22 protein-coding genes are annotated in these 22,125 nt (G+C 70.0%); 10 read left to right on the top strand and 12 right to left on the bottom strand.

What is annotated here, in order from left to right:
* The first annotated feature begins 57 nt into the window (after positions 1-57).
* The 3 genes from ACIGDI_RS29630 (at position 58) to ACIGDI_RS29640 (ending at position 1,547) form a co-directional block, all read left to right on the top strand.
* Entirely contained in the window at positions 58-294 is a 237-nt protein-coding gene (locus ACIGDI_RS29630) for a hypothetical protein (protein ID WP_399902857.1), read from the top strand.
* 283 nt (positions 295-577) lie between these two features.
* Positions 578-763: a hypothetical protein gene (locus ACIGDI_RS29635; protein ID WP_399902860.1), complete on the top strand. Its 186-nt coding sequence runs from the start codon at positions 578-580 to the stop codon at positions 761-763.
* Between the two features lie 112 nt (positions 764-875).
* On the top strand, positions 876-1,547 hold the full coding sequence (locus tag ACIGDI_RS29640) for a DUF6082 family protein (protein WP_399902863.1): 672 nt from the start codon (positions 876-878) through the stop codon (positions 1,545-1,547).
* Between the two features lie 44 nt (positions 1,548-1,591).
* Here the strand turns inward: ACIGDI_RS29640 and ACIGDI_RS29645 are convergent, their stop codons facing one another.
* Complete coding sequence (locus ACIGDI_RS29645; protein WP_399902865.1) at positions 1,592-2,758, bottom strand: citrate synthase/methylcitrate synthase; 1,167 nt, start codon at positions 2,756-2,758, stop codon at positions 1,592-1,594.
* A gap of 110 nt (positions 2,759-2,868) precedes the next feature.
* Between ACIGDI_RS29645 and ACIGDI_RS29650 the strand changes: the two genes are divergently transcribed.
* Positions 2,869-4,143, top strand: a complete 1,275-nt coding sequence (locus ACIGDI_RS29650; protein WP_399902868.1) for a citrate synthase — start codon at positions 2,869-2,871, stop codon at positions 4,141-4,143.
* Positions 4,144-4,229: 86 nt separating this feature from the next.
* Here the strand turns inward: ACIGDI_RS29650 and ACIGDI_RS29655 are convergent, their stop codons facing one another.
* Positions 4,230-4,700 carry a MarR family winged helix-turn-helix transcriptional regulator gene (locus ACIGDI_RS29655; protein ID WP_399902870.1) on the bottom strand — a complete coding sequence of 157 codons (471 nt, stop codon included), beginning with the start codon at positions 4,698-4,700 and terminating at the stop codon, positions 4,230-4,232.
* Between the two features lie 35 nt (positions 4,701-4,735).
* Here ACIGDI_RS29655 and ACIGDI_RS29660 point away from each other — a divergent pair, with 35 nt between their 5' ends.
* The 4 genes from ACIGDI_RS29660 (at position 4,736) to ACIGDI_RS29675 (ending at position 9,451) form a co-directional block, all read left to right on the top strand.
* Positions 4,736-5,980 (top strand): multidrug effflux MFS transporter, encoded by a 1,245-nt coding sequence (locus ACIGDI_RS29660; protein ID WP_399902873.1) that lies wholly within the window; start codon positions 4,736-4,738, stop codon positions 5,978-5,980.
* A gap of 62 nt (positions 5,981-6,042) precedes the next feature.
* The gene (locus ACIGDI_RS29665) at positions 6,043-6,984 is read left to right on the top strand and encodes a sucrase ferredoxin (protein ID WP_399902876.1); all 942 of its coding nucleotides are present in this window, start codon (positions 6,043-6,045) and stop codon (positions 6,982-6,984) included.
* Between the two features lie 116 nt (positions 6,985-7,100).
* Positions 7,101-8,771, top strand: a complete 1,671-nt coding sequence (locus tag ACIGDI_RS29670; RefSeq protein ID WP_399902879.1) for an ATP-binding protein — start codon at positions 7,101-7,103, stop codon at positions 8,769-8,771.
* Positions 8,771-9,451 (top strand): response regulator, encoded by a 681-nt coding sequence (locus ACIGDI_RS29675; protein ID WP_272176430.1) that lies wholly within the window; start codon positions 8,771-8,773, stop codon positions 9,449-9,451. Before ACIGDI_RS29670 ends, ACIGDI_RS29675 begins: the two co-directional genes overlap by 1 nt.
* A gap of 53 nt (positions 9,452-9,504) precedes the next feature.
* On the opposite strand, the gene ACIGDI_RS29680 is transcribed toward ACIGDI_RS29675, so the two are convergent.
* From ACIGDI_RS29680 to ACIGDI_RS29690, 3 genes are all read right to left on the bottom strand, one after another.
* The gene (locus ACIGDI_RS29680; protein WP_272176374.1) at positions 9,505-10,566 is read right to left on the bottom strand and encodes an ABC transporter substrate-binding protein; all 1,062 of its coding nucleotides are present in this window, start codon (positions 10,564-10,566) and stop codon (positions 9,505-9,507) included.
* A gap of 96 nt (positions 10,567-10,662) precedes the next feature.
* Complete coding sequence (locus ACIGDI_RS29685; RefSeq protein WP_399902883.1) at positions 10,663-11,520, bottom strand: ABC transporter permease; 858 nt, start codon at positions 11,518-11,520, stop codon at positions 10,663-10,665.
* Positions 11,510-12,325 carry an ABC transporter ATP-binding protein gene (locus ACIGDI_RS29690; protein WP_142143113.1) on the bottom strand — a complete coding sequence of 272 codons (816 nt, stop codon included), beginning with the start codon at positions 12,323-12,325 and terminating at the stop codon, positions 11,510-11,512. Before ACIGDI_RS29690 ends, ACIGDI_RS29685 begins: the two co-directional genes overlap by 11 nt.
* 161 nt (positions 12,326-12,486) lie before the next feature.
* On the opposite strand from ACIGDI_RS29690, the gene ACIGDI_RS29695 reads away from it, so the two are divergent.
* Positions 12,487-13,179, top strand: a complete 693-nt coding sequence (locus ACIGDI_RS29695; RefSeq protein ID WP_399902885.1) for a response regulator — start codon at positions 12,487-12,489, stop codon at positions 13,177-13,179.
* A 46-nt stretch (positions 13,180-13,225) separates the two neighbouring features.
* Here ACIGDI_RS29695 and ACIGDI_RS29700 read toward each other — a convergent pair whose 3' ends face one another.
* The 6 genes from ACIGDI_RS29700 to ACIGDI_RS29725 all read right to left on the bottom strand — a co-directional run bounded on the left by ACIGDI_RS29700 (position 13,226) and on the right by ACIGDI_RS29725 (position 20,353).
* Positions 13,226-14,818 carry a cation acetate symporter gene (locus tag ACIGDI_RS29700; protein WP_399902888.1) on the bottom strand — a complete coding sequence of 531 codons (1,593 nt, stop codon included), beginning with the start codon at positions 14,816-14,818 and terminating at the stop codon, positions 13,226-13,228.
* Entirely contained in the window at positions 14,815-15,369 is a 555-nt protein-coding gene (locus tag ACIGDI_RS29705; RefSeq protein WP_399902891.1) for a DUF485 domain-containing protein, read from the bottom strand. Before ACIGDI_RS29705 ends, ACIGDI_RS29700 begins: the two co-directional genes overlap by 4 nt.
* Positions 15,370-15,438: 69 nt before the next feature.
* Entirely contained in the window at positions 15,439-16,122 is a 684-nt protein-coding gene (locus tag ACIGDI_RS29710; protein WP_399902894.1) for a response regulator, read from the bottom strand.
* Positions 16,119-17,270 (bottom strand): sensor histidine kinase, encoded by a 1,152-nt coding sequence (locus ACIGDI_RS29715; RefSeq protein ID WP_399902897.1) that lies wholly within the window; start codon positions 17,268-17,270, stop codon positions 16,119-16,121. The genes ACIGDI_RS29710 and ACIGDI_RS29715 overlap by 4 nt, the downstream gene beginning before the upstream one ends.
* The gene (locus ACIGDI_RS29720; protein WP_399902899.1) at positions 17,267-17,800 is read right to left on the bottom strand and encodes a DUF1453 domain-containing protein; all 534 of its coding nucleotides are present in this window, start codon (positions 17,798-17,800) and stop codon (positions 17,267-17,269) included. Before ACIGDI_RS29720 ends, ACIGDI_RS29715 begins: the two co-directional genes overlap by 4 nt.
* Positions 17,801-18,229: 429 nt before the next feature.
* A complete protein-coding gene (locus ACIGDI_RS29725; RefSeq protein WP_399902902.1) occupies positions 18,230-20,353 on the bottom strand; it encodes a type IIA DNA topoisomerase subunit B in 2,124 nt (707 codons plus the stop codon).
* Positions 20,354-20,796: 443 nt separating this feature from the next.
* Between ACIGDI_RS29725 and ACIGDI_RS29730 the strand changes: the two genes are divergently transcribed.
* Entirely contained in the window at positions 20,797-21,027 is a 231-nt protein-coding gene (locus tag ACIGDI_RS29730; RefSeq protein WP_200699702.1) for a hypothetical protein, read from the top strand.
* Positions 21,028-21,143: 116 nt separating this feature from the next.
* On the opposite strand, the gene ACIGDI_RS29735 is transcribed toward ACIGDI_RS29730, so the two are convergent.
* Positions 21,144-22,004, bottom strand: a complete 861-nt coding sequence (locus ACIGDI_RS29735) for a S1 family peptidase (protein ID WP_399902905.1) — start codon at positions 22,002-22,004, stop codon at positions 21,144-21,146.
* Between the last annotated feature and the right edge of the window lie 121 nt (positions 22,005-22,125).

Genomic DNA, 22,125 nt, shown 5'->3' on the forward strand with positions numbered 1-22,125 from the left:
AAGCCGCTAATGTGTCCCCGCCTACCCCAACTACACGTTCCAAGGACCGGGATCCACTTGAAGATCGTGCGCCGTATCGGTGCTGCTCCGTGGGAGCGAGGCAGCCAGACCGGCCAGACTTGCCCCGACATTTTCGAGCTCAGCGACGGCAACTTCGCCGTCATCGGCCGCGAGGCCACCGCGGAACTCGACGGGGAACTTCCCCCCGACGCGGCGCGAGCCGACGACGAGCGGATCGTCGTCATCACGCGCGAAACCCTCCTCAGGGCAAAGACCGACATTCCGGAACACTGACACCGGCGATCTCTGTCCTGCAGTCACGTCCCACCCCTCCCGCGACACCATCCTGTCCCGGCAAGGGTTCTTCTCCGAGACACCACCCGGTCCCGGTAGGACTTCCCGGAGAGAAGCACACCTCTCCCCTCCGCATGAAGCGCCCACCCGGCGCTCTTTCCCGTTCCCCCCGCTTCGTTTTCCCCTCAATGGAGAGTCGATGAATATCCATCTCGGGCGAAAGGGTGCGTGCAGGCATGCACATCGGACGCGCAGGATAGTAAGGCGCCTGGACAAGCCCTGCTTGACCGGCGACAACTGCCCTGCCGCATACCTGCTCAGCGACAACAGCGTCGCAGTCATGGGCACGGTCCTCTCCGAAGAGGCCCGCAAGAAGCACCACATCCCGGAACCGCGGCCGCATCACGCCATCGTGATTGTTCCGGGTGAGCTCATCAGAGACGCGAAGAAGGGTCTTCCCGAAGCGTGAGACCCCTGGGTGCTACGCCGAACATCCGGCGTAGCACCCAGCGGAGGAGTGCGGAGCCGTTTCTTCCCCCGGCACGGGGGAACCATCCGCGTGCCTAGACCAGGGGGGACCGATGGCACGTCACGGCATCTTGCGTTCGGCACTCTCACTCAGCGCATGGACCGTCGGCGCGGCGGCGTGTCTTACCTTGATGGGCACAGTGGCCGTCGTTGTCAGCGGATGGCTCAACAGCGCCGTCGAAATGGCGAACGGGGGACGTCGTACGGCGGTACAGCGCGGCTCCGTCGGAGACTACTTCGGCGGCGTCAATGCCGCCTTCTCCGGGCTGGCAGTCCTGCTTCTGGTCATCACGCTGTTCCTTCAGCAACGCGAACTGCGCTCGCAGCGCGAGGAGCTGGCTCTCCAGCGTGAGGAACTCGCGGCGTCCCGAGCCGAGTTGCACCGCAGCGCCGAAGCAGACATGCGTGCTCTGCACGTGCAGCTCACCGAAATGGTGATGCGCGACCCTTCGCTCGCTCCGGTGTGGACCACTTATCGGGAGAACTCGCAGGCCAGTCTGCAGCAGCACCTGTTCGCCAACCTCGTCTATGCCCACTTCGTGCTCGCGCACAGTTGGGGCACGTACTCGGACGCGGACCTGGTGGCGCATGCGAGGAGCCTCCTCAGCAGTCGCGCCTTCCAGCAGTACTGGAACGCAACGCGGGAGCAGAAACGACACCTGTCGCCGCAAAGTCCGGACGGGCAGGTCTTCCAACTGTTCGAGCGGGCGCTGAACGACCTGTGACAGGACATTCAGCCGAACCCATCGCGAGCGAAGGACCGGCCCGGTCAGGTCGCCGACGGCACCGCCATCGGCGCCCCCGGCCCCACATACCGCGCCACCGGCCTGATGATCTTCCGGTCCTCCGCCTGTTCCAGGATGTTGGCGCTCCAGCCCACCGTGCGGGCCGCCGCGAACGTCGGGGTGAACATCTCGCGGGGCAGACCGCACAGTTCCATGACCACGCCCGCGTAGAACTCGACGTTCGTGTGGAGCTCGCGGCCGGGCTTCAGTTCCGCCAGGATCGCCTCCACCTGGCGCTCGACCTCCACGGCGAACTCGACCCGGGGGCCGCCGAACCCCAGGGCCACCTCGCGGAGCATCCGGGAGCGGGGGTCCTCCGTGCGGTAGATCGCGTGGCCGAAGCCCATGATGCGGTCGCCGGCGAGGACGCGCTCCCGGATCCAGGGGTTGATGCGGTCAGGTGTGCCGATGGCGTCCAGGGTGTCCAGGGCTCGGCTCGGCGCACCGCCGTGCAGAGGCCCCGACAGGGCTCCCACCGCGCCGACCAGACATGCCGCCACGTCCGCTCCGGTCGACGCGATGACGCGGGCGGTGAAGGTTGATGCGTTGAATCCGTGATCAATGGTTGAGATCAAGTATTGCTCGATCGCCCGGGCCTGACGCGGTTCCGGTTCCGAACCCGTGAGCATGTAGAGGTAGTTGGCGGCGTACAGAAGGTCTTCACGCGGCTCCACCGGTTCGAGGCCCCACTCCAGTCGGTGCAGCGCGGCGAGGAGGGTGGGTACGGCGGCGGTCGCGACGAGGGTGTCCCCACGGCGTTCGTCCGCGCCGGTGTCGTACACGGGCCGAAAACCCTTCGCCGCGGCGAGCAGCGAGAGCGCGGTGCGCATGCCGGCCAGCGGCCCCGAGCCACCGCTCGCGGCCGCGATCGCGGGCAGCACCGCGCGCACCTCGTCCGGCAGCCGCCGCAGCGCCACCGTCTCGGCGACGAACGCGTCCCGTCGCGCCGCGTCCGGCAGTTCGCCGTGGACCATGAGATGCCAGACGTCCTCGAAGCCGCGGGTCCGGGCGAGCTCCACGGCCGAGTACTGGCGGTAGTGATAGAAGCCCTCGAGCCCCCGCACGTCACCGATCGAGGTGTCGGTGACGACGACACCGGCGAGTCCTCGCGGCACGTTGACGGGCGCGGCTACTGACCTGTTGACGGACATGCTTTCCTCCCTGGACTTGATTCGACTGTCCATGCTTGACTGTATCGCTGTCAATATTGATTGAATCAATCCATCTCATCCATGCGTCGCTAGGCGGATACGGTGACCCCATGCGCGATCAAGACCCCTCCCCCGCCTCCGCGGAACGGCGGCTGACGACCAAGGAAGCCGCCGAATTCCTGGGCGTGAAGCCCGAGACCGTGTACGCGTACGTGAGCCGCGGCCAGCTCAGCAGCCGGCGTGTGCCGGGCGGCCGGGGCAGCACCTTCGACGGCCGGGAGGTGGAGGCCCTCGCCCGGCGCAACAGGCGGGAGAGCAGCGGGAGTCCGGGATCGGGCGGCGAACTGTCCGTCCGGACCCGCATCACGCTGATCGAGGAGGACCGCTACTACTTCCGGGGGGTGGACGCCACCGAACTCGCCACCCGCCACTCCTACGAGGAGGTCGCGGAGTGGCTGTGGACCGGCCGCATGCGACCGGGAACGACCTTCACCGCCCCCGAAGCCGCTGTTCTCGTCGCCCGCCGCGCCGTCGACGGCCTGCCCGAACACACCAGCCCCACGGACCGGTTGAGGGTCGCCGCGATCGGCGCCGGCACCGCGGACCCGCTGCGGTTCGACCTGTCCGAGGAAGCGGTGCTCGGCACCGCGCGCACCCTGATCCCCACCCTGGTCGCCGCCCTGCCGCAACAGGGGACCTACCGTCGCGACGAAGGCCCGCTGGCCCAGCGCCTGTGGTCACGGCTCAGCGGCCGGGACGCCGACGAAGCCTCGCTGCGCGCTCTCGACACCGCGCTCGCCCTCCTCGTCGACCACGATCTCGCCGCCTCCACCCTCGCCGTGCGCGTCGCCGCCTCGGCCCGCGCGCACGCCTACGCGGCCGTCTCCGCCGGGCTGGGCGTGCTGGAGGGGCCCCTGCACGGAGCGTCCAGCGGGCTCGCGCACCGGCTGCTGATGGACGTACTCGACGAGGGCGACGCGGGTCCCGTGATCGCTGAGGAGCTGCGGGCCGGCCGTCGCATCCCCGGACTCGGCCACCGTCTCTACACGGGCGAGGACCCACGCGCGCGTGTCCTGTTCGGCCTCCTGGAGGAGATCCCGAACGCCGGCCCCGCGCTCGCCGCGGCCCGCGACATCGTCGCCACCACCGCCCGCCACACCCCGCTGCACGCCAACGTCGACCTGGCCCTCGCCGTGCTCACGGTCTCCTGCGGCATGCCCGCCACCGCGGGCGAGACGATCTTCGCCGTGGCCCGTACGGCGGGCTGGATCGCCCACGCCCTGGAGGAGTACGGGGAGCGCCCACTGCGCATGCGTCCGAGCGGGCACTACGTGGGCCCGAAGCCGCCCCAGCCCATACCGCTGCCCCAGCCCCTGCCGGAGTGACTGATCACCTCACCATGAGGTTCGGCATCGCCGCAGTCGGATGATCCGCCGTATCCCGGTTCCGGTCGGCGTCCAACCCGCGGTCGTCATGATGGGCCTTGTTCGTCCGCGGTGAGCCGCTGTTCCAGGTGGCTGAGCAGCTGGGTGCACTGCCGGACGGTGTCGAGGTCGTCGCCCAGGATGGCGGCGAGTTCCCGTCCCCAGGCGGCGCGGAGGACCTGGAGGTTGGCCGCCGCGCGCTCGGTCGGGCGCACGGCGACGCCGCGACCCTCGGTGGCGGCGCGGGACACCATCCCCTTGCCCTCGAGGCTGCGCAGCGCCGTGCTGACGTTGGTGCGCTGCAGTCGGGTGCGGCGGGCGATCTCGCTGGGCGCGGCCCCGGGATACAGATCGACGACGCGCATCACCTGCCGCTCGGTCTCGGTCAGCGTCACGACCTGCGGGCCTTCCGGAGTGCGGGCACGCACCAACCGGCCGACGTTGAGGATCAGATCGGCGAGATCGGCGAGCGGGTCACCGGCGTCCGTACCGACGGCGTCTTCTGTGTCGCGAGGCATGGCGTCACCCTACTGGATTATGTCATCATAATTATGTGTCCATAATCAATGACGGAGACCGGTCTGCGATCGCCACGGCGGAGGGCGCCGGCGACGCGAAGCCGACGAACCCACGAGGCCGCGCGCGGCTGGCCCTGATCCTCGGTTCCTTGAGCGCCTTCGGCGCGCTCACGATCGACATGTACCTCCCGGCCATGCCCGACATGGCTCACCAACTGCACACCAGCGCACAGCTGGTCCAGATGACGCTGACGGCGTTCGTCGTCGGCCTGGCCCTCTTCCAGGTGATCGTCGGTCCGCTGTCGGACGCATGGGGTCGGCGCCGCCCGCTGCTGGCCGGTATGGCGCTGTACCTGGCGGGGTCGCTGTGGTGTGCGTTGGCGCCCTCCGTCGGCTGGCTGATCGCCGGCCGGGTCCTGCAGTCGCTGGGCGCGGCGGCCGGCACGGTCCTGGCGCGGGCCATCGTGCGGGACCTGTTCTCCGGCACTGCCATGACCCGGTTCTTCTCGAGCCTCATGGTCGTCAACGGCGTCGCCCCGGTCCTGGCGCCCGTCCTCGGCGGCCAACTGCTGACGCTCACCACCTGGCGCGCGGTGTTCCTGGTGCTCGCCGCCGTCGGCGCCGTCCTGCTGCTCGCGGTGGCCTTCGCGCTGCCCGAATCGCTGCCGGACGCCAACCGGGCGCCGGCCCATCCGCGCGCGACGCTGCGGACCTTCCGGGCGCTGGCCACCGACCTCCGGTACATGCGGTACGTGCTCGCCGCGGCACTGATGTTCGCCGCCGCGTTCGCCTACATCTCCGGATCGTCGTTCGTCCTCCAGGACGCCTACGGGCTCACGGCCCAGCAGTTCGGTCTCGTCTTCGGCCTCAACGGTCTGGGCATCGTGCTGCTCGGGCAGGTCGGCGGCATGCTCGTCGGCCGCGTCGCCGGCGAGCACACCCTGCTGCGCGTCAGCCTGACGGTGGCGACCCTCGGCTCCGCCGGCGTCCTGGGCTGCGCCGTGTTCCGCCTCCCGCTGCCGCTGCTGCTGACGTGCCTCTTCCTGGTGGTGTCCATGCTCGGCATCGTGCTGGCCAACGCCACGTCCCTGGCACTGGGCGGCCACGGTGCGGCCGCTGGAGCCGCCTCCTCTCTGCAGGGGCTGCTGCAGTTCCTCGTCGGCGGCCTCGCCGCCTCCGCCATGAGCCTGCCCGGCCAGGTCACCGCGGTGAGCATGGGCACCACCATGGTCGTCTGTGCCGCGGCCGCGCTGGCTGTCCTCCATGTCCGCCATGCATGAATCAATCTGCTCGCCGGCCGCCAGGCAGCCATCTCGAGCCAAGTCAGGTTAGGCTCACCTCTGTGAGTACGTGCTCAACCGCTTCCCAGGAGCTCGACGAGCCCCTCGCGGGAACCGCGGCCACCGCTCGGACCTGGCTGCTGCTGGAGCAGCCGGGCCCTTGGGGCGCCAAGGCGCTCACATCGAGCCACCTCGATCCGGCACTGGGCCGCGCCCTGGAAGCGGCCGTCAAGGGCACGGGCGTACGCATCGCGCTGATCCGGCGTCCCGGCCGCCACGCCGACCTCGGGACGCCCGCCGCGCGGCAGGTCTACGCGGCCCACACCGTGCCCGGCCGGGGGTGGCTGCACTCCGCCACGATCCACGAGCCTCGGGACCTGCTCGACCTCGACTTCGCGGCGCTCGGCAGGGGCGAGCACCGGACCTTCGACTCGGTACTCGGAGCGCGGCCGTACACCGGCGACCCGCTCGCCCTCGTCTGCACCAACGGCAAGCGCGACCGCTGCTGCGCGCTGCTCGGCCGTCCGCTCGCCGCCGAACTGGCCGCCTCGGGCGTCGAGGGCGTCTGGGAGGTCACTCATCTGGGTGGTCATCGCTTCTCGCCGACCCTGCTCGTCCTGCCCTACGGATACGCGTACGGCCGCGCCGAGGCCCACGCCGTCAAGCAAGTCCTGCACAGCGTCCAGGAAGGACGCGTCGTCGTCGAGGGATGCCGCGGGAACTCCGCCTGGGAGCGGCCCGGCCAGGCGGCCGAGCTGGCCGTGCGCACCGCGGTGCGCGAGTACGCGGCGGACGCACTGGCCGTCGTGGGGACGACCGGTGCGGCTCCGCGCTGGGAGGTGACCGTCGCTCACGCCGACGGACGCCGCTGGCTCGTCGTCGTGACCCAGGGCGCCGCGGCGCCTCCCCGCCCGGAGAGCTGCGGGACGTCGATCCTGGGGTCGCCCGCGCGCATGGACGTCGTCGAGGTGCGCGAACTGGTCGCGACGGCGCTCGCGAGTTGATCGTGCCGGTCAAGGCATCGACCTGCGTGACTCAACATTGATCAAGCGGTACTGATCAAGAGATGCACGCCACACCCCCTACGGCGGCTCCGGCCCTCCCACGTACCGTCATGGGTATGAGATCCACTCCGCCCGCCCGCCGCCTGCGTCTCGGCATGCCGAAGCGGGTGTTCTCGCAGGTCCTGCTGATGCAGGTGGCGATCGCCGCGGGGGTCGCGGTACTCGCGACCGGCCTGTTCCTCGCGCCGCTGAGCAAGCAGCTGGACCAGGAGGCGATGCGCAGGGCCCTGGCCATCGCCGAGACGACGGCGCAGGACCCGCAGATCGCCGAGGGCGTGCTCACCACACCGCCGAGCAGGAACGGTCCGGTGCAGAGGGAGGCCGAGCGGATCCGGCTGGCGACGAACGCCGAGTACATCGTCGTGCTGAACACGCACTGGGTGCGCTGGTCGCATCCGACGGCCTCGGAGATAGGCCGGAAGGTCTCGACGAGCCCCAAGGAGGCTCTGGCGGGCAACGAGGTCATGGAGATAGACCGGGGCACGCTGGGTCGCTCCGCCCGCGGCAAGGTGCCGCTCTACGACGCCCGCCATCGCATCATCGGCGCGGTCTCCGTCGGTATCGCCTACGACAGTGTGCGGGCCCGGTTGCTGAGCGCGATCCCGGGGCTGCTCGCCTACGCGGGCGGCGCCCTGGCCGTCGGAGCGCTGGCCGCCTGGCTCGTCTCCCGCCGGGTCCAGCGGCAGACCCGCGACCTGGCCTTCTCCGACATCTCGGCGTTGCTCGCGGAGCGCGAGGCGATGCTGCACGGCATCCGGGAGGGTGTCGTCGCCCTGGACCGCACCGGCCGTGTACGCCTCCTCAACGACGAGGCCCGCCGTCTGCTGAGCATCGACGAGGAGGCCGTCGGCCGCTCGCCGGACGAGGCTCTCGGCGAGGGGCGGACGGCCGACATCCTGGCCGGCCGGGTGACCGGCACCGACCTGCTCACCGTCCGCGGCCAGCGTGTCCTGGTCGCCAACCGCATGCCCACGGACGACGGCGGCGCCGTGGCCACCCTGCGCGACCGCACCGAGCTGGAGCAGCTGGGCCGGGAGCTCGACTCGACGCGCGGCCTGATCGACGCGCTGCGCGCCCAGGACCACGAGCACGCCAACCGCATGCACACCCTTCTGGGCCTGCTCGAACTGGAGATGTACGACGACGCCGTGGAGTTCGTCGGCGAGGTGGTCGGCGACCACCGTGCCACCGCGGAGCAGGTGACGGAGAAGATCCGGGATCCGCTGCTCGCGGCTCTGCTCGTCGGCAAGGCGACCGTGGCGGCCGAGCGGGGCGTCGCCCTGTGGATCTCGGACCGGACGCGGCTGCCGGACCGGTTGATCGACCCGCGGGGGCTCGTCACGGTCGTCGGCAACCTGGTCGACAACGCGCTCGACGCCGTCGCGGGGACCCTTCACGCGCGCGTGGAGGTCGAGTTGCGCACCGAGGGCCGTACCGTCGTCCTCAGAGTGCGCGACACGGGGCCCGGGATCCCGGCGGAACAACGCGAACTGGTCTTCACCGACGGCTGGTCCACGAAGGAGGCACCCGCGCACCGCGAGCGTGGCATCGGGCTCTCCATGGTGCGCCGGCTCGCCGAGAGACAGGGCGGCAGCGCGACGGTGGGCGAGGCGCACGGCGGCGGCGCGGAGTTCACCGTCGTCCTCCCGGAGGCGCTCGCCGAGCCCGAGCCGGTGCCGGCCGCCAACGCCGCCAAGGACACGGTCGCCGTCAAGGAGGAGTCGTGATGATCGAGGTCCTGGTCGTGGACGACGACACCAGGGTGGCCCAGGTCAACGCCGCCTACGTCGAGAAGGTACCCGGCTTCCACGTCGCCGGTGAGGCGCACAACGCGGCCGAGGCTCTGCGGCAGTTGGAGGCGCTGCCCCAGCTGGACCTGGTCCTCCTGGACCACTATCTGCCCGACGAGACCGGCCTCGCGGTCGTCCAGGAGATGCGCCGGCGAGGCCACCAGACCGACGTGATCATGGTGACGGCGGCCCGGGACGTGGCGACGGTGCAGGCCGCGATGCGGCACGGCGCGCTGCAGTACCTGGTCAAGCCGTTCGCCTTCGCGGGGCTCCGCGCCAAGCTGGAGGCGTACGCGGAGCTGCGCCGCAGGCTCGACGGCGGCGGCGAGGCCGAACAGGCCGAGGTCGACCGCATCTTCGGCGTCCTGTCGGCGCCCTCGGATCCGGGGCTGCCCAAGGGGCACTCCCCCACCACCGCCGAGCTGGTGCGTCAGGCCCTGATGAACGCCGAGGGGCCGCTGTCGGCCCAGGAGCTGGCCGACCGGACCGGGGTGAGCCGCCAGACCGCCCAGCGCTATCTGAAGCTCCTGGAGCGCACGGGGCGGGCCCGGCTGACCCTGAAGTACGGCGACGCGGGCCGCCCTGAACACCGTTACGTGTGGGCGACCCGCGCCTGAGGGCACGGCCCGGTTGGGCGGGGGAAGGGACCGTGCCCCTCCTCCATACGGATTCAGCCCTTGGCCTTCTCCACGAACTCGGTGGTGAAGGTCTTGCTGAGATCGACCTTGGCGTTCTTGATGTTCGGGTTGAACGCCTTGAGCACCTTCTCGACGGTCTCGGGGCCGTTCGCCGGCATCACGCCGTCCTTGGTGAACATGGGCAGGGTGCTCTTGACGGCCTGCGCGTAGAGCGCCTTGTTCCCCTGGGAGTAGTCCGCGGGCATCTTGGCGGCTATCTCGGAAGCGCTGTGCGTGGACATCCAGTTGAGCGTCTTGACGAATGCATTGACCAACTTCTGGACGGTGTCCTTGTGACCGTTGACCCAGTCCGTCTGCATGTACAGGCTTGACGACGGGTACGGGCCACCGAGCGCCTTCTGGGACCCCTCGGGAGTCCGCATGTCCAGCAGGACCTTGCCCGCCTTTTTGTCCAGGATCGTGGCGACGGTCGGGTCGGTCGTCATGCCGCCGTCGATGGCGCCCTTCTGCAGCGCCGCGATGAAGGTCGGCCCGGCACCGACGGCGACCGGCGTGAAGTCGCTGACCTTCACTCCGTTTTTGACCGCGAGGTACTTGGTGAGGAAGTCGGTCGAGGAGCCGAGCCCGGTGACGCCGAGCTTCTTCCCCTTGAAGTCCTTGGGCGAGGTGATGTCGCCCGCGGCCTTGTTCGAGACGATCTCCACCTCGCCGGGCGCCTGCGAGAACTGCACGACGGATTCGACGTATTTCTGCTTCGTCTGCAGGTCGAGCGTGTGGTCGTAGAAGCCGACGGCTCCCTGGACCTGCCCCGAGACGAGCGCGGTCTCGGCCTGCACGCCGGCCGGCTCGCTCAGCAGTTCCACGTCGAGTCCCTCGGCGTCGAAGTAGCCGAGTCGCTGGGTCAGCATCGCGGGCAGGTAGATGACCTTGTCCAGGCCGCCCACCATGATCTTGACCTTCGTACCCTTGCCGTCGCCCTTGCTGCCGGCGTCGGCGGAGGTGCTGCTCGCCGCGTCGTTGGCGCAGGCGGTGAGGGAGGACAGGGCGAGGACGCCGACGGCGGCGAGGGCGGTGATTCTGGCGGACTTGCGCATGGTGGTTCACGTCCTTGTGGATGGCGGTGCGGGAGCGAAGCGGTCAGGGAGCCTGCGGAGGCGGAGGGGCCAGGGCGCCCAAGAGGGCGGTCGTGGCTAGGAGTTCGTCGGCTTCCAGCGGAAGACGCGGCGCTCGACGAAGGTGAGCAGTCCCTCGGCCGCCAGCGCGACGACGGCGAGGATCACCATGGCCGCGTACACACCGGCGGCGTTGAAGGTGTTCTGGGACTGCGCGACGAGCAGGCCGATGCCCTTGGTGGCACCGATGTACTCGCCGACGATGGCGCCGATGAGCGCGAAGCCGAAGCTGACGTGGAGGCTGGTGAAGATCCACGAGGTGGCCGACGGGATGACGACCTGAAGGGTCACCCGACGGTCGCTCGCGCCCAGGATGCGGGCGTTGGCGACCAGGTTGCGGTCGACCTCGCGGGCGCCCTGGAAGGCGTTGAAGAACACCGGGAAGAAGACCAGGACGACCGCCGAGGCGACCTTGGACGCCGGGCCGAGACCGAACCAGATGAGGAAGATCGGCGCCAGGATGATCCTCGGCATCGAGTTGAGCACCTTGATGTATGGACCAAGGACATCGGCGAGGAAACGGATCCGCCCCAGGGCGATGCCGAGCACGACACCGGCGACCACGCCGAGCACCCAGCCGAGCAGCGCCTCGTAGAGCGTGTACCAGATCTGTTCGCCCAGGGAGCCGAGCGCGGTGCCGTGGGTGACCCAGGTCCAGATCTGGTCCCAGATCTTCGACGGCATCGAGAAGTTGAACGGATCGATGACCTTCGCGCGGGAGAACACCTCCCACAGGCCGAGGACGGCGACCAGAAGCAGGACGCGGGTGGCCGTGACGACGATCCTGCGTCTGCGGGCGGCACGCGCGCGTGAGTGGGCGCGATCCGGGGTCTTGACGGTGTCGACGACCGGCGTGCTGAGAACCTCAGGCGACATCGGCGGCACCCCTCTCGCGGGTGATGCGGACCTCTTCGCCGAGGGACTCCCAGATCTCGCGGTAGATCTCGATGAACCGCGGCTCCAGGCGCACCGACTCGACCTTGCGCGGCCGCGGCAGGTCGATGTCGAAGACGTGCTTGACGGTGGCGGGTCCGGCCGTCATGACGACGACCTTGTCGGCCAGCGCGATGGACTCCTCCAGGTCGTGGGTGACGAACACGACCGAGGCGCCCGTGCCCTCCCACAGCTCCAGCAATTCGTCCGACATCAGCGCCCTGGTCTGCACGTCGAGCGCCGAGAAGGGCTCGTCCATCAGCAGGATCTCGGGGTCGTTGACGAAGGTGGCGGCGAGCGCGACGCGCTTGCGCTGACCGCCGGAGAGCTGGTGCGGATAACGGTCCTCGAACGCGGCGAGTCCGACCCTGGCCAGCCACTCGCGCGCCTTCTGCTTGGCCTCCGCCTTCGGCACACCGCGGAAGCGGGGGCCGGCCATGACGTTCGACAGGACGGTACGCCAGGGGAAGGTGGCGTCCTGCTGGAAGACGAAACCGACCTTGTCGCCGACGCCGCGCACCGGTTCCCCGGCGACCAGGACCTCGCCCTCGGTGGGCTCCTCCAACCCGCTGACCAGGGTCAGCGTGGTCGACTTGCCGCATCCGGTCGGTCCTACGACGGCCACGAACTCGCCGCGCCCGACGGTGAGGTCGAGTTCCCTCACCGCCGTGTGCAGACCCCCCGACGGGGTCCTGAAGATCTTGCTCGCGCCCCGCAGCCGGATGGCGGGGCTGGTGTCTGCGCTCATGGCCGGGGACGGTAGATGTGGTCCGGGACACAGCAGCAGCCTTCTGAGCGCATGCCGTTCTTTTGCTTGCAACAGACTGTTGTGCTCATTTTGCTCGCGCTACAACAGCGGAGCCGAAACACGGGCTTAACGCCCGCCAGGCCTTGACAGAAAGAGGCCCGATGATTGACGTCCTGGTCGTGGACGACGACTTCCGCGTCGCCGAGATCAACGCCAAGTACGTGGGAAAGGTTCCCGGTTTCCGGGTGGCCGCCCGCGCGCACAGCGCTGCGCAGGCGCTGGCCACCGTGCAGCGCGGCGGTGTCGACCTGGTGCTGCTCGACCACTACCTGCCCGACCAGACCGGCCTCGACCTCGTCCACCGCATGCGGGAACAGGGCCACGGCACCGACGTCATCATGATCACCGCGGCCAGCGACGTGACGACGGTGCAGACCGCCATGCGCCTGGGCGCCCTGCACTACCTGGTGAAACCGTTCACCTTCGCCGCCCTGCGGACCCGCCTCGACTCCTACGCCGCCCTGCGCCGCACGGTCGACCGGGTCGGCGGCCGCGGAATCGCCGGTCAGGAGCAGGTGGACCGCATCTTCGGCGCCCTGCGCACCGCGCCGGCGCCCTCCTCACCGGGCCTGCCCAGCGGCCACTCGGAGCCGACGACCGACCTGATCTGCCACGTCCTGCACGACGCCGACCACCCGCTCTCCGCCCACGAGGTCGCCGCCGAGACCGGCCTGAGCCGCTCCACCGCCCAGCGCTACCTCCGCCACCTCGAACAGGCCGGCCGCCTGCGCCTGTCCCTCAAATACGGCGACACAGGCCGCCCGGAACACCTGTACGCGTGGGTCGCGCCCTGACGGGCGGACCGCACGCTGTGCATTACGACGGCGAGGGCGCCCTCGGTTAGGCGGCCCCCGCCCCCGTCAGTGACCGCACCTCGGTCTCCGCGTGCTTGGCCTCGTCGGGAAGCTCGGCCGAGGTGACCGTGCCGAGCCAGCCCGCCAGGAAGCCCAGTGGGATCGACACGATGCCGGGGTTCTGGAGGGGGAAGTACTGGAAGTCGACACCCGGGAACAGTGAGTCCGGGCTGCCCGAGACCACCGGCGACAGCGCCACGAGCGCGAGTGCGGGGATCAGCCCGCCGTAGACGGCCCACACCGCGCCCCGGGTGGTGAAGCCCCGCCAGAACAGCGAGTACAGCAGCACCGGCAGGTTCGCGGACGCGGCGACCGCGAAGGCGAGGCCCACCAGGAAGGCGACGTTCATGTCCCGCGCGAGGAGGCCGAGGGCGATCGCGACCACGCCGATACCGACCGAGGCCACGCGCGCCACCGCCACCTCGCTGCGCGGCTCGCCCCGGCCGCGGCGCAGCGATGCGTAGAGGTCGTGAGCCACGGACGCGGAGGACGCGAGGGTGATACCGGCGACCACCGCGAGAATCGTGGCGAAGGCGATGGCCGCCACGACCGCGAACAGAACAGTTCCGCCCGTGGAGTCGGCACCGCCGCCCAGGTCGAGGGCGAGAAGCGGGACGGCCGTGTTCCCGGCCGCGTTGGACCCACGGATCGAATCCGGCCCCACGATCGCCGCCGCGCCGAAGCCCAGGACGATCGTCATCAGGTAGAAGCCGCCGATGAGCCCGATCGACCAGAGCACCGAACGCCGGGCCGCCCGCGCCGTGGGCACGGTGTAGAAGCGGGAGAGGATGTGCGGCAGCCCCGCGGTGCCCAGTACCAGGGCGAGCCCGAGGCTGATGAAGTCCAGGCGGGCGGTCCAGTCCGCCCCGTACTTCAACCCAGGGGCCAGGAACGCGTCACCGTGACCGCTGCGCTCGGCCGCCGTCTGCAGCAGCCTGTCCACATCTCCGTGGAACCGCAGCAGGACGAGGACGGTCAACGCGACCGTGCCGCCGAGCAGCAGCACCGCCTTCACGATCTGGATCCAGGTGGTGGCCCGCATCCCGCCCATGGACACGTAGATGACCATGAGCGCGCCGACGCCGACGATGGTCCACGCCCGCGCACCCTGGCTCGTCCCCCCGAGCAGCAGCGCCACCAGGCTCCCAGCGCCCACCATCTGTGCCACCAGGTAGAGAACGGACACGGTGACCGAGGAGGTTCCCGCCGCGACCCGCACCGGCCGCTCGCTCATCCGTGCCACGATCACGTCCGCGAGGGTGAACCGCCCGCAGTTGCGCACGAGTTCGGCGACCAGGAACAGCACCAGCAGCCAGGCCACGAGGAAGCCCACCGCATACAGCAGCCCGTCATAACCGAACAGCGCGATGAGCCCGGTGACGCCGAGGAAGGATGCCGCCGACATGTAGTCCCCGGCGATGGCAAAACCATTCTCCAGTGGAGAGAAAAGTCGCCCCCCGACGTAGAACTCCTCCGCCGAGCCATGGCGGTTGCGGCTCACCCAGGTCGTGATCGCCAGCGTAACGGCGACGAACCCGCTGAACAGCAGTATCCCCAGAGTCTGGTGATGACCCGTCACGAGGCACCGCCCTGGACCGAGCGTGTCCGCTCCTGGGTGTCCCAGCGCAGGTCGAGCGCGGCCCGGTCCCTGCGCAGCCGCGCATGCCGTGCGTAGGCCCAGGCCAGCAGGAACGTGGTGAGGAACTGCCCGAGTCCCGCCACCATGGCGACGTTCACGGCGCCTGCCACCGGCCGCGCCATCAACGCCGGTGCGGCCGTGGCCGTCACCACGTAGGTCACGTACCAGGCGAGGAAGAGGAAGACTCCCGGCACCACGAACCGTCGGTAGCGGCGGCGGACTTCCTGGAACGCCGCGCTGCGCTGTACCTCCAGGTAGACGTCCGCCGCCGCTGCCGCGCGCACCTCCCCGGCTCGGCGCGCGGACTCGGCCGCGGGTACCGCGGCTCCGGTCGGCTCGCCCCAGCCCGAGGCGAGCGCGTCATACCAGGGATCGTCGTACCTCATGTCCCCGGACACCACGGCACGCGCTTGGCCACGGCCCGTGCGGTGTTCGGCAGAACCTTCGGCGCCGGCCCCACTGCCGCGGGGGCGGCCGTTGCTTGACTGCATGCCCAAGGATGGACAGAACGGGAAGATCCATGACTTCTCTTCCCTGTTCACTTCACCCCATCAGGTGACTCAATCCGCTGGTGGGCGCGCGATTCCCTTCGCGTAGGCGTAACGCACCGCCTGAGCACGGTCCTTGAGGCCCGTCTTGGTGAAGATGTTGTTGATGTGGGTCTTCACGGTCGCCGTGGACACGTGCAGCCTGCGTCCGATCTGGGTGTTGTTGAGTCCCTCCGCGATCAGCACCAGCACCTCGATCTCCCGTGCGGTCAGCCCGTCCGGCGGCTCCGCCGGGGGCGCCGGACGCGGCTCTGGCTCCGACAACCGCTCCAGCAACCGCCGTTGGATGCTCGGTGAAAGCCCCGCGTCCCCGGACAGCACACTGTGCACGGCCCGTACGATCTCGTCCCCTCCCGCGTCCTTGGTGAGGTAACCCCGCGCCCCCGCGCGCAAGGCCGGGAACAACGACTCGTCGTCGGCGAACGTCGTGAGCACCACGACCTGCGTGCCGGGGTGCTCCTCGCGAATGCGCCGGGTCGCCTCCACGCCGTCGCACCGCGGCATGCGCAGATCCATCAGCACCACGTCCGGGGCGAGTTCGGCGACGAGCTTCACCGCCTCCTCCCCGTCTCCCGCCGAACCGACGACCTCGATCCCCGGCAGCAGGCCCAGCAGCATCACGATGCCCTCACGGACCACGGTCTGGTCGTCCGCGACGACCACCCGTGCGGTCCTGGTCTGCGCCTCTTCCGTCATACGGGCACCTTCAGCGTCACCACGAATCCCCCATCGTCCGGCCCGGCCTCCAGCGAGCCGCCCAACAGCTCGGCACGCTCGCGCATGCCCAGCAGACCGTACCCGGCGCCCGACCCGGTCAGGTCGCCAGGCGAGCCGCCCGAGTCCCTCACGTCCAGCGTCACTTGGTGGTCGCCGTACTCCAGCCGTATGCGCACCTTGGCCCCCGCCGCGTGTTTGCGCACGTTCGTCAGGGCTTCCTGAGCGACCCTGCGAACGGCCTGCGAGGCCTCCGCCGGCAGCGGCCTGCGCTCACCCGCAATGGTGACCTCGGCACCGGCCGACGTACCGACGAGCTGCGTCAGGAAGTCCTCCAGCGGAGTCAGATCACCGCGCAGCGCGGACAGCGCCTGCCGGGTCTCGTCGAGTCCGTCGCGGGCCATGCCGCGCGCCGCCACCACCCGTTCGAGAATCTGCTCCCGGTCGGCTCCCCGCTCGATGAGCAGCCGGGCCGCCTCCAGGTGCACGAGCTGCGCCGAGAGGCTGTGAGCGAGCACGTCGTGGATCTCGCGCGCGATCCTGGCCCGTTCCGCGAGCGCCGCCGACTCGGCCTCGGCGGCCCGCGCGGCGCGCTCCTGGGCCAGCAGTCGCTGGGCGTTGCCCCGGGCCTCGGCGTCGAGGCGCAGGGTGTATCCGGCGAGCGCCAGTCCGGCCGTCGTCACCGCGGTGGTCAGCCACACGTCGTTGTTCACGGCGGCGTAGGCGGCGAGGGAGACCGACGTCACGGGTACGGCGGCGGCCAGGGGCAGGCGCTCCAGGGCGCTGACGGCGCAGCCGCACCACAGGACGAGGGCCGCGGTCCTGAAGCCGGCTGCCTGTCCTACGACGGCGAGCCCGACTAGAGCGGCCATGAGCACGAGCGACGGAAGGAGTCGGTGGGCGAGGGTGGTGCGCCAGAATCCCCAGGCGGCACCGCCGGCCAGAAGGACGCCCGCCACGGCGCCGACCACACCCCACCCGTGGACGTGGGTGCTCTCGTAGGCGCCCCACAACAGCATGCCGAGCACCAGCAGTCGTACGAGCCAGGCGAGCAGCCGCCGGGGCCGTGAGGTCCCCGCACGGCCCAGGGCCTCTCTGGAGGGCCAGTGTGTCCAGGCGTTCTCCGTCACACACGCTCCTTCGGGGCCGACCGGACCGTGAAGTCACCGTACGCCGTGGTCGCCGCGGTCACGGCCGGAGCCGGAGCGACGGACCCGGACCGCCACAGGAGGATCCCGGAGCGGACCAGGAGGGTGGCGGCGAGGGCGAGGAGCAGGGCAGAGCTGTCCTGGTGGACACCGACTGCCGTACCGAGGGCGAACAGGCCGACGCGCAGGGCGATGCCGACGATCCATACGGTCACGCTCGCCTTGGTGCTCCTGCTCCACACTGCGCCGTCCGGCTCCGCCCATATGCGGGTGGTCCAGGCCCAGCCGGCTCCGGTGGCGAGGCCGATCAGCAGCTCCGCGCCGAGCAGGACGAGAGACGCGGTGCGGTGGTGGGCGTCGACGATGCCGGGCTCGCGCAGCGCGACGAAGCCGAGGACGACGGGGACCAGCCACCAGCGCCGTCCGGCGCCTATCCGCTGGGCGCGGAACTGGCGGACGACCACCAGAACCACCACGGCCGCGATCGCCAGCGCGTTGACAAGCCCGGACATCGGTGCCTCCGTGAGCGAGGAAGGGAGATGCGACAGCGAGTGCTGTCGACGCCTTCGACGCTACGGAAATCCGCAGGCCGGCAGATCGGAGCCGGGGTGGACCGTGGGTGGATTCGTGCGGTGCCGCGGTCTCCACCCACGGGTGGAGAACCCGGCTCTGCCCGGGCCGAGCCTCCCCGCGCCGAGCCCCGCCCACCGAGCCGTGCCCGGGTCAAACGCAGCCCGCCGAACCCTGCCCGGGCCAAGCCCCGTCAGCCAAGCCCCCGTGCCGAGCCCTGCCCGGGCCAAGCGCGCCCGCCAAGCCCGGCCCACGCCGAGCCCCGGCCCGGCACCAGGCCCCGCTGCACTAAGCCGAGGCAGTTGGGACCAGCCAGGCACGGGCCACGGCCGGGCACCAGCCGCGGCCGCAGCCGCAGCCGAACGCCACGCCTACGCGTCGATACGCGAACGGTCCAGCGTCGCCGCCGAGCTGGAGATGAACTCCTTGCGCGGTGCCACGTCGTTGCCCATCAGCAGGTCGAAGACCGTCTCGGCCGCGTCCAGGTCGGAGAGGTTGATCCGGCGCAGGGTGCGGTGGCGGGGGTCCATGGTCGTCTCGGCCAGCTGGTCGGCATCCATCTCACCGAGACCCTTGTACCGCTGGATGGAGTCCTTGTACCGGACGCCCTTGCTCTCGAATTCGAGCAGCTTGTCGCGAAGCTCCCGGTCCGAGTACGTGTAGACGTACTTGTCCTGGCCCTTCTTCGGCTGGACCAGCTCGATGCGGTGCAGTGGCGGTACCGCGGCGAACACCCGGCCGGCCTCGACCATGGGCCGCATGTAGCGGTGGAAGAGGGTCAGGAGCAGGGTGCGGATGTGCGAGCCGTCGACGTCGGCGTCGGTCATCATGATGATCTTGCCGTAGCGGGCCGCGTCGATGTCGAAGGTACGGCCGGAGCCGGCCCCTATGACCTGGATGATCGAGCCGCACTCGGCGTTCTTGAGCATGTCGGTCACGGACGACTTCTGGACGTTCAGGATCTTGCCGCGGATCGGGAGCAGCGCCTGGAACTCGGAGTTGCGGGCGAGCTTGGCGGTGCCGAGCGCGGAGTCGCCCTCGACGATGAAGAGCTCGCTGCGGTCCACGTCGTCGCTGCGGCAGTCGGCGAGCTTCGCCGGCAGCGAGGAGGACTCCAGGGCCGTCTTGCGGCGCTGGGCGTCCTTGTGCTGGCGGGCGGCGATGCGCGTACGGGCGGCGGCGACGGCCTTCTCCATGACGACGCGGGCCTGGGCCGCGGCGTCACGCTTCGTGGAGGTCAGGAACGCCTTGAGTTCCTTGGTGATCACGGTGTTCACGATCCGGCGGGCCGCCGAGGTGCCGAGGACCTCCTTGGTCTGGCCCTCGAACTGCGGCTCGGCGAGACGCACGGTGACGACGGCCGTCAGCCCCTCCAGGGCGTCGTCCTTGACGATGTCGTCCTCGGCCACGCGCAGCAGCTTCTTGCTGCGCAGGACCTCGTTGAGGGTGCTGGTGACGGCCGTCTCGAAGCCCGCGACGTGCGTGCCGCCCTTGGGGGTGGCGATGATGTTCACGAACGACTTCAGGGTCGTGTCGTAGCCCGTGCCCCAGCGCATGGCGACGTCGACGTCGAGTTCGCGGGTGACCTGGGTGGGGGTCATCTGACCGTGCTCGTCCAGGACCGGGACCGTCTCCTTGAACGTGCCCTGGCCGGAGAGGCGGAGGACGTCGCAGACCGGCTTGTCGCTCGCCAGGTACTCGCAGAACTCGCTGATGCCGCCGTCGAAGCGGAAGGACTCCTCACCCTTGCTGCCGCCCTCGCCGAGGCCGAACTCGTCACGGACGACGATGGTCAGGCCGGGCACCAGGAACGCCGTCTGGCGGGCCCGGCCGTGCAGGTTGTCCAGGGAGAGCTTGGCGTCCTTGAGGAAGATCTGGCGGTCGGCCCAGTAACGCACGCGCGTGCCGCTGCGGGTCTTGGGGATCTTCTTGGCCTTGCGCAGGCCACTGGCGGCCTCGAACTTGGCGTCCGGGCCGTTGCCCGCGAAGGCGCCGGGCACACCGCGGCGGAAGCTGATCGCGTGCGTGTGGCCGCCGCGGTCGACCTCGACGTCGAGGCGGGCCGACAGCGCGTTGACCACGGAGGCGCCCACGCCGTGCAGACCGCCGGACGCCGCGTACGAGCCGCCGCCGAACTTGCCGCCGGCGTGCAGCTTGGTCATGACGACCTCGACGCCGGACAGGCCCGTCTTGGGCTCGACGTCGACCGGGATGCCCCGGCCGTTGTCCCGGACCTCCACCGAGCCGTCGTCGTGGAGGATCACCTCGATGTGGTCGCAGTAGCCCCCGAGGGCCTCGTCGACGGAGTTGTCGATGATCTCCCACAGGCAGTGCATCAGACCGCGGCTGTCGGTCGATCCGATGTACATACCCGGACGCTTGCGCACGGCCTCGAGCCCCTCGAGGACGAGCAGGTGCCGCGCGGTGTAGTTGGAACCGTCCCGCTCTGCTCCTGCCAGCAGCGCTGTGGACGACACGGACGTTTCGGCGGTCACGCGGTTCGCTCCTCGCTGAATTTCAGGTGAGGCCCTTTTGGGTAAGGGCGCGGCCTTGCTTGCCGTGAAGAGGGTACCGAGGCCTGGTAGAGCCGTTGTAACGCCACCCTCGTGGCGAAACACAGCCTAGTCCAGGGTCGCATACATGTTCGATCCCTCGATGGGGTGAAGTACACATCACGTTCCATTGGAGGCATGAACCATTTAGGCTCCGGGCACGTCCTCATGAACAACCGGCAAGCCAGCCGGGAGGACTGATGTTGACAGCCAGAGCGAACCCGTAAGACACACAGACACGCAATACGGCACATTCGCCGCCAACCGGCAACAGACAGCCGGCCTCGAAAGATTTCTTTCGAGGAAAAGCCCCGGGCGGGAACAGTTTGGGGCTGGTTGGATGTTGACCCTGGTACGACAGCTCGTCGAGCTAGAGAAGAGGCGACGTGACTACTGTTCTGACCCCCGCGAGCCCGCTGACGGCCGCCGATCGCTGCGACCGTTGCGGCGCGCAGGCCTACGTACGCGTTGTCCTGCTCAGCGGCGGAGAGCTGCTCTTCTGCGCCCACCACGGTCGCAAGTTCGAGCCGGAACTCAAGAAGATCGCCGCTGAGATACAGGACGAGACGGAGCGGCTGACGTCCGTTCCGGCATCAGCAACCGAAGAAGAGCGCTGACACTTCGCGTTGACGACGAGCCGACATCCGGTTCAGGCCGGCATACGGGCGGCGCGGCCCCTGCATTCAGGGACCGCGCCGCCCGCGCTCGTACGGAAACCCCCGCTAGGGCTCCGTCAGCGGCTCTCCAGGGCGTCCGTGACGCCGCTCCCTCCCGGAGCCCCCAGCGCCCGTACGACCTCGGACACGCGCGTGTAGACGCCCGGGCTGCCCGCCCGGCCGCAGCCGCTGCCCCAGGACACCAGCCCGATCAGCTTCCCCTGGGCCACGAGAGGGCCGCCACTGTCTCCCTGACAGGCGTCCCGCCCTCCCTGCGTCTCTCCGGCGCACAACATGCTCTCGGCGACATAGGTGCCGTCGTCGCGGCCCGGGTACGCCTTCTCGCACTGTGCGTCGGGCAGTACGCGCACGCGTGCGGCGTGCAGCGTGCGCGCGTAGTCACCACCCCCCGTGAGGTCACCCCATCCGTAGACCACGGCGCTCGTGTCCGGCTCGTACGCCGGATCACCGGCCGCCGCCATGGCGACGACCGGGCTCCCCGGGAGCGGCTCGGCAAGGGTGAGCAGGGCGAAGTCCCCCGCGTTGGTTTCGCTGTCGTACCCGGGATTGACCCGTACCTCGCGCACCGCGATCTCTCGGCCCCGGTCCGAGAGCAGGTCCGTGCGGCCCGTGATGACTTTCAGGTCCCGCACGCGGTTCGGCGGCGCCCCCAGGACCTCCTCACCCATGCAGTGCGCGGCGGTGAGCACGACCGTGGGCCCAACCGCCACGCCGCCGCAGAACTGCCCCGCGCGCGTACCCCCGAACCGGTCACGGCTGGACAGCGCCACCGTCCACGGACTCTGGGAGATGTCGACCGGGAAGCCGCCCACGACGACGTCGGCGGGCGCGGGAGCGGCGGACAGCAGCGGTATCGCGGTCGCGGCAGCCGCCAGGACCAGCGGCCGGGTCAGTGCCCGGACAGACGGACGACGCATACACGTTCCTCACTCTCGGTTGTCTTTGGAGACCCAGAGTGATCCAGCGGGGGGCGCGCCGCACCCGCGCGACGGCGCGACAAGGCCCGGTTCCGCGTGCGGAACCGGGCCTTGGGTGTCG

The organism is Streptomyces sp. NPDC085900 (assembly GCF_044540925.1).
GTDB lineage: Bacteria > Actinomycetota > Actinomycetes > Streptomycetales > Streptomycetaceae > Streptomyces > Streptomyces gilvifuscus.

What these genes read in the sequence shown, in the direction of transcription:
- ACIGDI_RS29640 (WP_399902863.1), top strand. Translation starts at nt 876, where the DNA reads ATGGCACGTCACGGCATCTTGCGTTCGGCACTCTCACTCAGCGCATGG.
- ACIGDI_RS29645 (WP_399902865.1), bottom strand. Translation starts at nt 2,758, where the DNA reads ATGTCCGTCAACAGGTCAGTAGCCGCGCCCGTCAACGTGCCGCGAGGA.
- ACIGDI_RS29650 (WP_399902868.1), top strand. Translation starts at nt 2,869, where the DNA reads ATGCGCGATCAAGACCCCTCCCCCGCCTCCGCGGAACGGCGGCTGACG.
- ACIGDI_RS29655 (WP_399902870.1), bottom strand. Translation starts at nt 4,700, where the DNA reads ATGCCTCGCGACACAGAAGACGCCGTCGGTACGGACGCCGGTGACCCG.
- ACIGDI_RS29670 (WP_399902879.1), top strand. Translation starts at nt 7,101, where the DNA reads ATGAGATCCACTCCGCCCGCCCGCCGCCTGCGTCTCGGCATGCCGAAG.
- ACIGDI_RS29675 (WP_272176430.1), top strand. Translation starts at nt 8,771, where the DNA reads ATGATCGAGGTCCTGGTCGTGGACGACGACACCAGGGTGGCCCAGGTC.
- ACIGDI_RS29680 (WP_272176374.1), bottom strand. Translation starts at nt 10,566, where the DNA reads ATGCGCAAGTCCGCCAGAATCACCGCCCTCGCCGCCGTCGGCGTCCTC.
- ACIGDI_RS29685 (WP_399902883.1), bottom strand. Translation starts at nt 11,520, where the DNA reads ATGTCGCCTGAGGTTCTCAGCACGCCGGTCGTCGACACCGTCAAGACC.
- ACIGDI_RS29690 (WP_142143113.1), bottom strand. Translation starts at nt 12,325, where the DNA reads ATGAGCGCAGACACCAGCCCCGCCATCCGGCTGCGGGGCGCGAGCAAG.
- ACIGDI_RS29695 (WP_399902885.1), top strand. Translation starts at nt 12,487, where the DNA reads ATGATTGACGTCCTGGTCGTGGACGACGACTTCCGCGTCGCCGAGATC.
- ACIGDI_RS29705 (WP_399902891.1), bottom strand. Translation starts at nt 15,369, where the DNA reads ATGCAGTCAAGCAACGGCCGCCCCCGCGGCAGTGGGGCCGGCGCCGAA.
- ACIGDI_RS29710 (WP_399902894.1), bottom strand. Translation starts at nt 16,122, where the DNA reads ATGACGGAAGAGGCGCAGACCAGGACCGCACGGGTGGTCGTCGCGGAC.
- ACIGDI_RS29720 (WP_399902899.1), bottom strand. Translation starts at nt 17,800, where the DNA reads ATGTCCGGGCTTGTCAACGCGCTGGCGATCGCGGCCGTGGTGGTTCTG.
- ACIGDI_RS29735 (WP_399902905.1), bottom strand. Translation starts at nt 22,004, where the DNA reads ATGCGTCGTCCGTCTGTCCGGGCACTGACCCGGCCGCTGGTCCTGGCG.